This is a genomic window from Murinocardiopsis flavida, from assembly GCF_003014485.1.
Lineage (GTDB): Bacteria > Actinomycetota > Actinomycetes > Streptosporangiales > Streptosporangiaceae > Murinocardiopsis > Murinocardiopsis flavida.
In genome coordinates this window covers 194,482-207,443 of record NZ_PYGA01000003.1, presented here as the reverse complement: position 1 = coordinate 207,443, position 12,962 = coordinate 194,482, and the positions used below count along the sequence as shown (strand labels likewise).

Annotated in this window: 12 protein-coding genes; 3 read left to right on the top strand and 9 right to left on the bottom strand. The window is 72.3% G+C overall.

The features are described 5' to 3' along the window. The first annotated feature begins 80 nt into the window (after nt 1-80). On the top strand, nt 81-1,199 hold the full coding sequence (locus CLV63_RS06070; protein ID WP_106581891.1) for a baeRF2 domain-containing protein: 1,119 nt from the start codon (nt 81-83) through the stop codon (nt 1,197-1,199). A gap of 117 nt (nt 1,200-1,316) precedes the next feature. On the opposite strand, the gene CLV63_RS06065 is transcribed toward CLV63_RS06070, so the two are convergent. The 5 genes from CLV63_RS06065 to CLV63_RS06045 form a co-directional block, all read right to left on the bottom strand. Further along, nucleotides 1,317-2,291: a glycine betaine ABC transporter substrate-binding protein gene (locus tag CLV63_RS06065; protein WP_106581890.1), complete on the bottom strand. Its 975-nt coding sequence runs from the start codon at nt 2,289-2,291 to the stop codon at nt 1,317-1,319. Then, nucleotides 2,284-4,254: an ABC transporter permease gene (locus tag CLV63_RS06060; protein ID WP_106581889.1), complete on the bottom strand. Its 1,971-nt coding sequence runs from the start codon at nt 4,252-4,254 to the stop codon at nt 2,284-2,286. The genes CLV63_RS06065 and CLV63_RS06060 overlap by 8 nt, the downstream gene beginning before the upstream one ends. 2 nt (nt 4,255-4,256) lie before the next feature. Then, nucleotides 4,257-5,393, bottom strand: a complete 1,137-nt coding sequence (locus CLV63_RS06055; protein WP_106581888.1) for a quaternary amine ABC transporter ATP-binding protein — start codon at nt 5,391-5,393, stop codon at nt 4,257-4,259. A 51-nt stretch (nt 5,394-5,444) separates the two neighbouring features. Further along, nucleotides 5,445-6,986: a GMC family oxidoreductase gene (locus tag CLV63_RS06050; RefSeq protein WP_106581887.1), complete on the bottom strand. Its 1,542-nt coding sequence runs from the start codon at nt 6,984-6,986 to the stop codon at nt 5,445-5,447. 76 nt (nt 6,987-7,062) lie between these two features. Beyond that, nucleotides 7,063-8,586: an aldehyde dehydrogenase family protein gene (locus CLV63_RS06045; RefSeq protein WP_211301180.1), complete on the bottom strand. Its 1,524-nt coding sequence runs from the start codon at nt 8,584-8,586 to the stop codon at nt 7,063-7,065. 330 nt (nt 8,587-8,916) lie between these two features. Between CLV63_RS06045 and CLV63_RS06040 the strand changes: the two genes are divergently transcribed. Next, nucleotides 8,917-9,561: a class II aldolase/adducin family protein gene (locus CLV63_RS06040; protein ID WP_106581885.1), complete on the top strand. Its 645-nt coding sequence runs from the start codon at nt 8,917-8,919 to the stop codon at nt 9,559-9,561. A gap of 3 nt (nt 9,562-9,564) precedes the next feature. On the opposite strand, the gene CLV63_RS06035 is transcribed toward CLV63_RS06040, so the two are convergent. From CLV63_RS06035 to CLV63_RS06020, 4 genes are all read right to left on the bottom strand, one after another. Next, complete coding sequence (locus CLV63_RS06035; protein WP_211301179.1) at nt 9,565-10,191, bottom strand: hypothetical protein; 627 nt, start codon at nt 10,189-10,191, stop codon at nt 9,565-9,567. Continuing rightward, nucleotides 10,188-10,388: a helix-turn-helix transcriptional regulator gene (locus CLV63_RS06030; protein WP_106582096.1), complete on the bottom strand. Its 201-nt coding sequence runs from the start codon at nt 10,386-10,388 to the stop codon at nt 10,188-10,190. The genes CLV63_RS06035 and CLV63_RS06030 overlap by 4 nt, the downstream gene beginning before the upstream one ends. Nucleotides 10,389-10,503: 115 nt before the next feature. Continuing rightward, a complete protein-coding gene (locus CLV63_RS06025; protein WP_245928601.1) occupies nt 10,504-11,355 on the bottom strand; it encodes an ABC transporter permease in 852 nt (283 codons plus the stop codon). Then, nucleotides 11,352-12,323 carry an ABC transporter ATP-binding protein gene (locus tag CLV63_RS06020; RefSeq protein ID WP_106581883.1) on the bottom strand — a complete coding sequence of 324 codons (972 nt, stop codon included), beginning with the start codon at nt 12,321-12,323 and terminating at the stop codon, nt 11,352-11,354. The genes CLV63_RS06025 and CLV63_RS06020 overlap by 4 nt, the downstream gene beginning before the upstream one ends. A gap of 170 nt (nt 12,324-12,493) precedes the next feature. Here CLV63_RS06020 and CLV63_RS06015 point away from each other — a divergent pair, with 170 nt between their 5' ends. Beyond that, a complete protein-coding gene (locus CLV63_RS06015; protein WP_106581882.1) occupies nt 12,494-12,928 on the top strand; it encodes a VOC family protein in 435 nt (144 codons plus the stop codon). Nucleotides 12,929-12,962: the final 34 nt, after the last annotated feature.

Below are 12,962 nucleotides of genomic sequence, written 5' to 3'. Positions count from 1 at the left end.
CAGCGGCGGGAGGCACGACACGGTCTCCTAGTCATCGGGGAGGTGACGCGGCCGCGCCTTGACGAGGCGGCCCGATCAGCATGGACCTAGGATTTCTCGACCCGTTGTACCGCCGCGGCGGTCCCGTCGCCTCGGCCTACCTCGACACCACCCTGGCGGTGGAGGACGCGGCGAAGCAGATCGAACTCCGGTGGCGGGACCTGCGCGCGGGCCTCGCCGAGGAGGGCGCCGACGAACCGACCCTGAAGGCGATGGACGACGCCGCCGGCGGGGTGGCGGGGATCCCGGGGCCGCAGGGCGAGGCGCTGTTCGCCGCCGGCGGCGAACTCCTCGGCGCCTACAGCCTGTCGCGCCCGCCCGTGCGCGACCGCGCGACGTTCTCGGCGCTGCCCGACGTCCGGGAGCTGGCGGCGGACCGCGAGAACGGGATGCCGTACGTGGTGGTGGCGACCGACCGGGTCGGGGCCGACGTGTACGCCTACGCAGCCAACGGCGGGGAGCCCACGGAGCGCTCCTTCAACGGGGCGACGCTGCACATCCAGAAGGTGCGCGGCGGCGGCTACGCCCACAAGCACTACCAGCGCACGTCGGAGGAGCTGTGGTCGGCGAACGCCGCGGCGGTCGCCGAGGACGTGACGGCGGCGATCGAGGACGTCGGCGCCGCAGCGGTGTTCGTCGGCGGGGACGAGCGCGCCATCGGCAAGCTCCGCGAGCATCTCGGCAAGCACGCGAACGGCCTGCTCGTCGAGGTGGCGGGCGGCGGCCGGGCCGACGAGTCCGCGCTGGCGTCCCTGCGCGACTCCGTCGACTCCGCGCTGCGCCAGGTGGCCGAGGCCCGGCACGAGGAAGTGATCAGCCAGTTCGACGCGGAGGTGCAGCGGCAGGGGCGGGCGGTCGAGGGGGCCGGCCGCACGGTCGAGGCGCTGCGGTCCGGCCAGGTCGGCACGCTGCTGCTCGCGGACCCGGGCGGGCAGCGGTCGGTCCTGTGGACGGCGCCGGGGGACCCCGTCGACTCGGCGACCGACCGCGGTCGGCTGGCAGACCCCGAGCAGGCGGTCACGGCGCCGGTCGACGCGGTCCTGCTGCGCGCGGCGCACGCCACCGACGCGGCCTTCGCGACGCTCAGCGAGGGCGACATCGCCCGCATCGCGACGGCCCCGAGCGTGGGCGCGATCCTGAGGTTCACCATGGAGCTGTGAACCCCGGCACAGACGGCGACGCCCGTTCAGCCGCGGCGGTCCTGCACCGACCCCCGCGGGGGCCCGGTGGGCGCGGGCACCGGGCGGGCGGCGCCGCCCGCCCGGCGTCCGGTCGCGCTACTTCGCGGCGTCCTCGGGGATCCAGGGCCGCCACACGTCCTTGTTGTCGGCGGCCCACTTCGCCGCGGCGTCCTCGCGTTCGAGGCCGTCGCGCGCGATGAGGCCGGCGACGACGTTCTGATCGGTGTTGCGCCACTTCCAGGCGTCGATGAGCCGGAAGGCCGCGCTGTCCTCCGTTGCGAAGCCCTTGCGGTAGATCTTGTTCAGGTCGTACTTCGGGTAGTCGCAGGAGACGTCGGCCGGGTCGGCGTCGCAGCCCTCGGTCCACTCGGGGAACTTCACCCGCACCAGGTCGAGGTCCTCCATGATCCAGCTCGGCTCCTGGGAGTAGAACAGGATCGGCTGCTCGTCCTCGTAGGCGTCGCGCACGGCGGTGAGCTGCGCCGCCTCGGATCCGGCGTAGACGATCGAGAGCGGCAGGCCGTAATGGTCGATCATCCCCTGGTCGCTGGTGACGAAGCCGGGGGCGCCCGCAAGGAACTGGCCCTTGTCGCCGCTCTCGTCGGTGCGGAAGACGTCGGCGTGCTCCTTGAGGCCCTCCGGCGTGTCGATGCCGGGGTACTCCTCGGTGAGGTAGCGCGGCATGTACCAGCCGATGTGCCCGATGTTGCCGTTGGGGCCGCCGTCGACAACGGTGTCGTTGCCGTTGGGGCCGTAGGTCTCCATCAGGTCCTCGTGGCCCCAGTTCTCCAGGATCACGTCGACGGCGCCCTGGTCGAGGGCCTGCCAGGCCGGCTGCTCGTCGATCTGCATGATCTGCACCTGGTAGTCCAGCTCGTGTTCCAACAGGTGCTCGATGACTGCGGCGTCGGCCTCGTAGCCGACCCAGCCGTTCAGCGCGATGCGCACCGTGTCGGGGTCGCGCAGCATGGACGTCGTGCGCACCGCGCACGACGCGGTCATGAGCACCGCGAGGACCACGACAGCGGCTTTGGCCGGCAACGAGCGTGTCAGTGTGCTCCGGTCACGCATGTGCTGTCCTCTCCTGTCTGGCGGCGCCCTGGGTGACCCGGTCGAGGAACAGGCCCAGGCCGACGATTGCGAGCCCGGAGGTCAGGCCCAGCCCGAGCAGGTTCTGCGCCATGCCGAACACGACGCCGTAGCCGAGTGCGCCCGCGCCGACCAGCGCGCCGATGACGACCATGGCGAGGACCATCATGATCCCCTGGTTCACGGCGAGCAGCAGCGACGATCGGGCCAGCGGGAGCTGCACCTTGGTCAGCAGCTGCCACCGGCTGGACCCCTGGGCGACCGCGGCCTCGACCGCGCTCGGCGAGCAGCCGCGGATGCCGTCGTCGACCAGCCGGATCACGGGCGGGAGCGCGTAGATGACGGCGGCGGCGAGCGCGGGGATGCGGCCGACGCCGAACAGTGCGACCGCGGGGATCAGGTAGACGAACGGGGGGAGGGTCTGCATGGCGTCCAGGAGCGGCCGCAGCAGCGCGGCGAAGGTGTCGCTGCGTGAGGCGAGGATCCCCACGGCGAACCCGATGACCACGGTCGCCAGCGCCGCCACCAGCACCTGCGACAAGGTGTCCATGCTGAACTCCCACGCGCCGAGCAGCCCGCAGGCCAGGATGGCGAACCCGCCGGTGAGCGCGGTCCCCCAACTGCCGAAGAGGCGGCCGAGGACGAACGCGGCGATGACGACCAGCCACCACGGCGAGTCGGTGAGCACGGCGCGGAGGGGGTCGAGCACCCAGTTCAGGGTGGCCCCCGCCAGCGCCTTGGTGGCGTCGCCGACCAGGTCTTGCAGTGCCTCGTTCAGCCAGTTCACCCCGCCGGCGATGGAGAGCTCCCAGCCGGCCGGCCAGGCGGTGGCACCGGCGAGCCGCGCGGCGAGCGCCGCGACCGCTGCGGCGAGCACCCCGGCGCCCAGCACCGGCAGGCGCAGCCGCTCGGGGATGGCGGGCGTGCGCGTGCCGTCGCCCGCGGCGGCCGTCACCCGGTCGAGCGCGATCGCCATCAGCACGATGGCGAGGCCCGCCTCCATGGCCTGGCCGACGTTCGCCTTGCTGAGGGCCTGGTAGATGGCGTCGCCGAGGCCGCCGGCGCCGATGACGGAGGCGATGACGACCATCGACATCGCGAGCATGATCGTCTGGTTGACGCCGAGCAGGATGGTGCGCTTGGCGAGCGGCAGCTGCACCTTCGTGAGCAGCTGCCACGGTGTCGAGCCGAGCGAGGTCGTGGCCTCGACCGCGCCGGGGTCGACGTTGCGGATCGCCATGGCGGTGATCCGCACCGCGGGCGGGATGGCGTACACCGTGGTCACCACGGCCGCCGACGGGTTGCCGATGCCGAAGAGCAGCAGCGCGGGCATCAGGTAGGCGAACGCCGGCATGATCTGCATGAAGTCCAGTACCGGCCGGATCAGCCGGTAGAACCGTTGGCTGCGCCCCGCCGCGATGCCCAGCGGGATCCCGGCGAGCAGCGCCAGCAGCACCGAGGTGGTGATCAGCGCCAGCGTGGTCATCGCCTGCTCCCACAGGCCGAGCACGCCGAAGACCGCGAAGGTCACCGCGACGTAGGCGGCGACCCGCCACCCCGCGACCCGCCATGCGGTGAACACGCCGAGGACCACCACACCGGGCCAGGTGAGCAGGGTGAGCCCCTGGTCGATGAGGATGACGGCGGAGCCCAGCCCCACGGAGAGGTAGTTGAAGCCGTACAGGAACAGCGGGCTGGCGTTGCGGTTCGCGACGACCCAGGCGTAGAGCCGGTCGAGCTGCGCGCCGAGGCCGAGGTCCAGCCCGGTGCGCGTCGGGAGCGAGCCGAAGGCCGCGTAGGCCCCGAAGACCACGGCGAACAGCAGGACCGTGAGGAGGGCCGCCTGGACGGGGCGGGCGCGCAGCAGCGCGGTGGCCGGCCCCGCCGGCGGCGGCGCGGGGGCGGCGGGCGTCGCCCGCTGCGGGGTGCCGGTGTCGGTCGCCATGGTCAGGACCTGCCGTCGCCGGTGGGGCCGCCGGCCGCTGCGGCGGAGTCGGCCGCCGCCTTGGTGGCGTCCTCGGTCTGGTCCTCGGCGATGGCGCGCAGGGCGTCGGCCCGCCCGACGACGCCGAGCAGCGTGTCGCCGTCGACGACCCGGACGGGGGCGCTGCCCGCCGCCAGGAGCGGCACGACGTCGCGGACGACGGTGCGCGGCGCGGCGACGGGGCCGTCGAGCGGTTCGCCGTCGCGCGGGGGCCGCATGAGCCAGCGCACGGTCAGCACATCGGTGCGGTTGACGTCCTCGACGAAGTCGCGCACGTAGTCGTCCGCCGGGCGGCCGACGAGCTCCTCGGCCGTGCCGACCTGCACGAGTTCGCCGTCGCGCATGATGGCGATCCGGTCGCCGAGCTTCAGCGCCTCCGACAGGTCGTGCGTGATGAACACGGCGGTCTTGCGCAGCTCCTGTTGCAGCCGCAGCACCTCTTGCTGCATGTCGCGGCGGATGAGGGGGTCGAGCGCGCTGAACGGTTCGTCGAACAGCAGGACCTCGGGGTCGACGGCGAGCGCGCGGGCGAGTCCGACCCGCTGCTGCATGCCGCCGGAGAGCTGGTCCGGGCGCGCGTTCTCGTTGCCGGACAGGCCGACCATGTCGATCATCTCGCGGGCCCGCGCGTAGCGCTCGGTCCGCCCCATGCCGCGGACCTCCAGCCCGTAGGCGACGTTGTCGATGGCCTTGCGGTGCGCGAGCAGGCCGAAGTGCTGGAAGACCATGGCGACCTGGTGCCTGCGGAGTTCGCGCAGGCGCTGCGGCCCGTAGCCGCCGATGTCCGCGCCGTCGAGCAGCACCTCGCCGCCGGAGGGCTCGATGAGCCGGGTGAGGCAGCGGATCAGGGTGGACTTCCCCGACCCGGACAGGCCCATGACCACGAAGATCTCGCCGGGGAGCACGTCGAAGGAGACGTCGCGGACGGCGACGGTGCACCCGGTCCGCTCGCGGATGGCGTCGCGGTCGAGGTCCTGGAGCTCGGTGCCGAGCACGGAGGAGGCGTTCCTGCCGAAGATCTTCCACAGCTTGTGGACGGCGATCTTCGGGTCGCCGTCGGAGCGGTCGCTCGGCGGATGTTCTGTTGTCGGGGAGTTCATACTGACGGGTTCTCCTCTCGCTCCGCTGCCGGCCGGCAGCGGAGCGCGGTTTCAGCGCTGGTCGGCGCGGATGAGGTCGGCGGCGCGTTCACCGACCGCCAAGACGGTGACCATCGGGTTCGGCGACGGCATGGTCGGGAAGACCGACGCGTCGGCGATGCGCAGGCCGGTGCGGCCGCGGACCCGCAGGCGGGGGTCGACGACGGCCATGGGGTCGTCGGCGGCACCCATCTTGCAGGTGCCCGCGGGGTGGTAGACGGTGCAGGCGGCGCGGCGGCCGTACTCCGACAGCGCCTCGTCGGTGGTGATGTCGGGGCCCGGTGCGACCTCGCGCTTCAGCCAGGACGCGAACGGCTCAGTTGCCGCGATCCGGCGGGCGATCTTCAGTCCGTCCACGATCGTCCGGGCGTCGTAGTCGTCGGGGTCGGTGAAGTAGCGGAAGTCCAGCGCGGGCTTGACCGACGGGTCGGCACTGGTCAGCCAGAGCTTGCCGCGCGAGCGCGACCGCGGGATGTTCGGCGTCATGCAGATCGCGTGCTCGGGCACGTCGTAGCCGAGCCGGGCCGTGTGGTCGGCGAACGGGATCTGGTACACGTGGAACATCAGGTCGGGGCGCGGGTCGCCGGTGTCGCGCCGGATGAACAGGCCGCCGTCGGAGTCCATCACGGTGTTCTCCGGCACCGGGCCGTTGGTCTCCCACATGATGATCGACTCCGGGTGGTCGAGCAGGTGCTCGCCGACCCCCGGCAGGTCGTGGCGCACGTCGATCCCCACCGCCGCCAGGTCGGCGGCGGGACCCACCCCGGAGTGCAGCAGCAGCCGCGGGGTGTCGATCGCCCCCGCGCACAGGATGACCTCGCGGGCGGCGCGCACCGTCAGCCGCTCCCCTGACACCGGGGTCGCCTCGACGCCGGTGGCGCGGTCGCCGTCGAAGAGCACCCGGTCGGCCCGGGTCTCCAGCATCAGGGTGAGGTTCGTCCGCTCGTCCATGACGGGGTGCAGGTAGGCGACCGACGCCGAGGAACGGCGTCCCGTGTGGGGGTCGTAGGCGATGGACAGGAAGCCCACCCCGTCGTGGAACCCCCCGCCGTGCGAGGTGAGCGCGTTGAAGTCGGACACGACGGGCACGCCGGTCGCCTTCGCCGAAGCGGTCACCCAATCCTTGACCAGGGCGTTGCGGTCCTTCTCCGCGACGGGGACGATGTTGCACTTGATCCGGTCGGCGTAGGACTGGACGGTGGCGTTGTCCCAGCCGGCCGCGCCCGCCGCCACCCAGTCGTCCATGTCGCGGGCGAACGGGCGGAAGCTGATCAGGGTGTTGTGCGACGAGCAGCCGCCGAGGACCCGGGCGCGCGAGTGGCGGATGTGGGAGTTGCCGCGCGGCTGCTCGACGGTGGGGTAGTCGTAGTCGAGGTCGCCGCCGAGCAGCCCGAGCCATTCGCGGAGGTTCAGCACCCGGTCGAGCCCGACGTCGGAGGGGCCGCCCTCGATGACGCAGACCGTGGTGGCCGGGTCCTCCGACAGCCGGTTGGCGAGGACCGATCCGGCGGTGCCGCCGCCGACGATCACATAGTCGAACTCCGCTGGACGCACGGAGCGCTCCCTTCTCGGACGGGGCGGGGCGCCCCGGGGGCGCGCCCGCGACACGGAAACGGGGGGTGAGCGGCTGTCAGCCGAACCAGCGCTGCGGCTCGGGGGCGAGGTTGCGGTAGACGTGCTTCGCCTCGCGGTACTCCGCGAGGCCGTCCTGGCCGAGTTCGCGCCCGACCCCGGACCGCTTGAAACCGCCCCACTCGGCCGCGGGGATGTAGGGCCCATAGTCGTTGATCCACACGGTGCCGTGCCGCAGCGCCGCGGCGACCCGCTCACCGCGCCCGGTGTCGCCGGTCCACACGCCGCCCGACAGGCCGTAGTCGGTGTCGTTGCCGAGTTCGACGGCCTCGGCCTCGGTGCGGAAGGTCTCCACGGTGACGACGGGGCCGAACACCTCGGTCTGCACGATGTCCATGCCCCGCTCGCAGCCGACGAACACGGTCGGCCGGTAGAAGAAGCCGTCGGCGAGTTCGGGGTCGGCGGGGCGGGCGCCGCCCGCGATGATGCGGGCGCCCTCCTCGACGCCGCGCGCCACGGCGGCCTCGACCTTGGCGCGGTGCTCGGCGGACACCAGCGGCCCGCAGCGGACACCGTCGGCCTGGCCGCGGCCGATGGCGATCGCGTCGGCGCGGCGGGCGAGTTCGGCGGTGAAGGCGTCGTGGACGTCCTCGTGCACGATGAGCCGCGCGCCGGCGGAGCACACCTGGCCGGAGTGGAAGAACGCGGCGCTCAGCGCGTAGTCGACGGCGGTGTCGAGGTCGACGTCGGGGAAGATGATGTTGGGGTTCTTCCCGCCGAGTTCCAGCGCGACCTTCTTCACGGTCGCCGCGGCGCTCGCCATGATGCGCCGGCCCGTGGCGAGCCCGCCGGTGAAGGACACCAGGTCGACATCGGGGCTCTCGACCAGGGCCGCGCCGACCTCGCCGCCGGTGCCGAGGACCAGGTTCACCACGCCGCCGGGGACCCCGGCCTCGACGGCGAGTTCCACCAGTTTGCAGGTCGTGACGGGGGTGATCTCGCTGGGCTTGATGACCATGGTGGCGCCGGCCGCGATGGCGGGGGCCATCTTCCAGGACAGCTGCAACAGCGGGTAGTTCCAGGGGGTGATCATCGCGCAGACGCCGACTGGCTCGTAGACGACCTTGCTGGAGACCCCCTCGGGCGCGGCGACGACGCGCCCGGCGTCCTTGTCGGCCGCGCCGGCGTAGTGCAGGAAGACGGCGGTGACGTCGTCGACGTCGATGCGGCCCTCTTCGAGGGTCTTGCCGGTGTCGAGCGACTCCATGACCGCGATCTCCTCGCGGTCGCGGCGCAGCAGTTCGGCGATGCGGTACAGCACGGCCCCGCGGTCGGCGGCGGGGCCGCGGCTCCACGCGCCGGCGTCGAACGCCGCGCGGGCCGCCGCGACGGCCGCCGCGGCGTCGGCCGCGCCGCCCTCGCTGACGACGGTCAGCACGGAGGCGTCGGCGGGGTCGATGACCTCCCGGACGGCGCGGTCGGCGGAGGGACGCCATTCGCCCGCGACGAAGTGGCTGGCGGCTTCGGCCGAACCCGGCCGGGACAGATAGGACTTCTCGGGGAGTGTCACGTAGGGTCGCATCACTGCACCTCTGTTCCCGCGAAGATTCGTGCACAAACGGACAATCAACGTTCTTTACCCTACTGATACCGCCCGACGTGAACCCTCCCCACCTGGGCCGATACTCGCACGATCGGGCCGTGCGACCCCGCATCTTGCGGCCGCGACCGGCAACGGAGTGTGATTACACACTGTGACTTGTCGCACATGGGTGGACGTATCCCTTTACCGTGCGGTTATCGTGGCTTAGGTGTGCCTTACCGAATCCGCGCGCGAAAGCGCCGCCGGCAGGCGCCACCGGACCACAGCGGCCTCCCCCCGGCCGCCCGCGAACACCCACGTTGAGGAACCATGCTGCTGGAGCAGGAACGCAGGGACATCTGCCTGACCGCGCGGCGACTCGTCGAGCGGGGCCTCGCCGTCGGCGAGGCCGGCACGGTCAGCGCACGCTCGGGCGACCTCGTCGCCGTCACCCCCGCCGGTGTCGCGCTCGACCGCATCGAGCCGGCCGACTGCCCCGTCCTCTCGGTCGACGGCGGCGCGCTGGAGGGCCGCCGCCCGCCGGCCGCCGAGACCACCCTGCACATCGGGGTGTACCGCACCACGGGCGCCGCCGCCGTGGTGCACACCCAGTCCGAGAACGCCGCCGCGGTGTCGGCCGTCCTCGCCGAGCTGCCGCCCATCCACCACGCCGCGGCGCGCCTGGGCGGCGCCGTGCCGGTCGCCGACTACGCCACCTACGGCACCGGCGAGCTGTCCGACCACGCGGCGAAGGCCCTCAAGGGCAAGCGCGCGGCCCTGCTCGCCAACCACGGCGCGGTCGCCTACGGCGACGACCTCGCCCAGGCGTTCGAGCGCGTCCGGCTGCTGGAGTGGCTGAGCGGCATCTACCTCCGCAGCGCCACCATCGGCGGCCCGCGCGTGCTGTCGGAGGACGAGCTCGCCGAGGTCCGCCACCGCGACACCTACGGCTGGGCCGGCCCCGACCCGCTGTGACCGCTACCGGTCGGCCGCTGCCCCGTCGTCCTCGTCGTCCTCGGTGACCTCATCGGGCTGGGTCCAGGCGAGGACCACCCCTGGCAGCGACACATGCAGCATCAGCAGCGCCCACGCGCAGGCCGCGGCCACCGTCGACGGCACCGGGGTGCCGCTGCCGTAGAGCACCAGCGCGGCGAGGAGCACGGCGGCGAGCAGCCAGGTGGTCGCCTGGTGCCCGGTGCGGGCGGCCGCCTCCTGCTCGGCGCGCTGCCGCTCGTCCAGGGAGCCGCTGATCGCCGGCACACTGCGCGTCGCGGCGTTGAGCTGGGTCGAGAGCACCAGGCCCAGCGCCATGAGCGCCAGGAACAGGATCAGCCCCACCAGGCCGGCGCCGCGCCCGGCGCCGAGCAGCACGAGCCCGGCCGAACCGGCCGGCACGGTCGCCAGGAACGCCACGGCCAGCCCCCTGCGCCGCGCCCGCGACGCCCAGCGCCGCCGGATCCGCCGCCCCTCCACGTAGGCGCGCAGCTGCTCCTGCGAGCGCGCCCGGCGCTCGGCGTGCGCCGCCGCTTTGGCGGCCCGCCGGTCGACCCGCTCTCCGGCCCGCCGCTCTCGAGCGCCGTCCTTCCCGTCCGTCACCATGCTCACTCCCCGCTCCCGATCCGGGGGAACGGGGCGGTCGCGAACACGACCTCCACCGGCACCTCGAAGTACTGCGCGATCCGCAGCGCGAGATACAGGCTGGGGCTGTACTCGCCCCGCTCCAGATAACCGACCGTCTGATAATGGACTCCGAGGGCCTCGGCGAGCTGGCGGCGGGAGATGCCCCGCTCGGCGCGCAGCATCGCGATCCGGTTGTAGATGCTCTCGCACGCCGGGCTCCCCGTCCGCGCCGCGTCATTGGCGCGCTGCGATCCTGCCAACGGTGCTCCGTCCTCGATCCTGCGATGCGGCCGGGTGTCAGTTCACCCGCTGCATCGCCTTCAGCTTGCGGGCCTGCACCGACGACCCCGACTCGCGGCGCGCCATGCGGCGCAGCACCATCGGCGCGACGATCACCCCGACGACGGCCCAGACGCCGAGGACGCCGAGGGTCTCCAGGTGCCGCCACGACGCGCCGATCTCGACCGCGGCCAGGGCCTCGGGCAGCATCGCCGAGCGCATGCCGAGCCCGAGCCAGTACATGGGGAACACCTGGGCGATCCACTGCAACCAGTCGGGCATATCGCCGATCGGGTAGAAGATGCCGGAGATGCCGATGAGCCCCATCATCGGGAACATGACCAGCCCGATCTGGCGCGGGCTGGAGAACAGCGAACCGATGATCGCGCCGAGCGGCATGGTCGCGGCGAGGCCGACGACCATGACCCACGCCAGGGTGGCCCACGCGCCCACCGAGCCGAGCGCCAACCCGTCGAACATGAACAGGCCGGGGACCAGGATGATCAGCATGCTGACGACCGTCATGCCCGACACGGTGACGATCTTGCCCACCAAATAGCCCTGCATCCCGTTGGGGACGGCCTTGGCGCGCAGCAGCGTGCCGTCCTCGCGCTCCACGATGAGGAGCTGGGCCACCGTCATCAGCCCGGCGAACATCACGGTCATGCCGAGGACGCTGGGCAGCACCATGGCGCCCATCGAGAAATCGGTGCCCTCGACGGTCCGGTCGCGCATGAGGTACATGACGACGAGGAACACCAGCGACGGGAAGACGTAGCCCATCAGGTCCTGGGAGTTGGTGAGGGTCTGGCGGCACTCGATGGCGCCGCGCGCGAGGCCCGCGCGCAGCCCGGCGGAAAGGGGGGTCACTGCGCCGCCTCCTCGAACTCGCGCACGGCGGCCTCGCGCTGCCCGGTCTCGAACTGCTGCACCATGGTCATATAGGTCTCCTCCAGGGTGGCCCGGCGGACCTCCAGGTCGCCGACCGCCTCGCCGTGCTCCTCGAACAGCCTGCGGACGAATGCGGTCGCGTCGAGGGTGGCGTGGACGTGGCGCTCGCTGCCGAGGGTCCACTTGACCTCCGACTCGGTCGACACCTGGCGCGACAGCTCGTCGGCCGAACCGTCGGCGACGATGCGGCCGCCCGCGAGGATCAGGATCCGGTCGGCCAGCTTCTCGGCCTCGGCGAGGTCGTGGGTGGTCAGCAGGATGGTGGTGTCCTCGTCGTCGGCGAGCCGGTGCACCAGGTCGTGGAAGTCGCGCCGCGCCTCGGGGTCGAACCCGACCGTCGGCTCGTCGAGGAACAGCACCTCGGGGCGGCCGACGATGCCGATGGCGACGTCCAACCGCCGCCGCTGGCCGCCGGAGAGTTGGCCGATCTTCTTCCCGGCGTGCGCGGTGAGGCCGACGGTCTCCATGAGCTCGCCGACATCGCGCGGCCGGGCGATGCTCCGAGTGGAGTACCCCTTGTAGTAGACCGCCAGGTGGGACAGGAGTTCGCTGACCCGCCACTTGGCGTGGTCGCGCCATGACTGGAGCACCACCCCGAGGCCCGCGCGCCAGCGTTCGTCGCCGTGCGCGGGATCGGTGCCCAGCACCGCCACCTCGCCGGCCGAGCGCATGCGGAAGCCTTCGAGGATCTCGATCGTCGTGGTCTTCCCCGCACCGTTGGGGCCGAGCAGGCCCAGCACCTCGCCGCGCCGCACCGTGAAGTCGACTCCGTTGAGGACGTCGACACTGCCGTAGCGCATGCGCAGGCCGCTGACGCTGATGACGGCGTCACCACCGGCGCCGGGGTCGGCCCCCGGCTTCCCTTCCACCTCACCCAGCACCGTCATACCTCTCCAACCGTTGATAATCCTATTGCGGTAGAAGATAGCACATGTACTACATCCTGTTCATCGGTCGGCGGCGCAGACCGGCCAGAATCCCGGTGGCGGCTGGGGATCCCCCGGCGGCACCGGCACTATGGACGTACGAGGACCGTCCGCGCTCTCAAGGGGGATCGATGCGTTGCAGTTACATCCGGCTCCTGGTCGACGACTACGAAGCCTGCTTCCGCTTCTACCGCGACGTACTCAAGCTCCCGGTGCTGTGGGGCGGAGAGGACACCCGCTACGCCGAGTTCGACGTCGGCACGGCGACCCGGCTGGCGCTGAACCAGCGCGAGGTCATCGCCGAGGCCCTCGGGACCGACATCGTCGAGGCCGACACCACACTGCCGGAGCAGGACCGGTTCTCGGTGATCTTCGAGGTCGAGGACGTCGACGCCGCGGCGGCCGGCCTCGTGGCGTCGGGCGCCCGCCAGGTCTCCGCGCCCAAGGACTGGACCGCGTGGGGCATCCGCGCGGCGCACTTCCGCGACCCCGACGGCTACCTCATCGAGATCAACCGCCCGATCATCCCCGAAGACCACGCGGCCGACCGGTCCCAGCGCACGTAGCAGCGGCCGGGCGGACCGACATCCCGCCCACCGG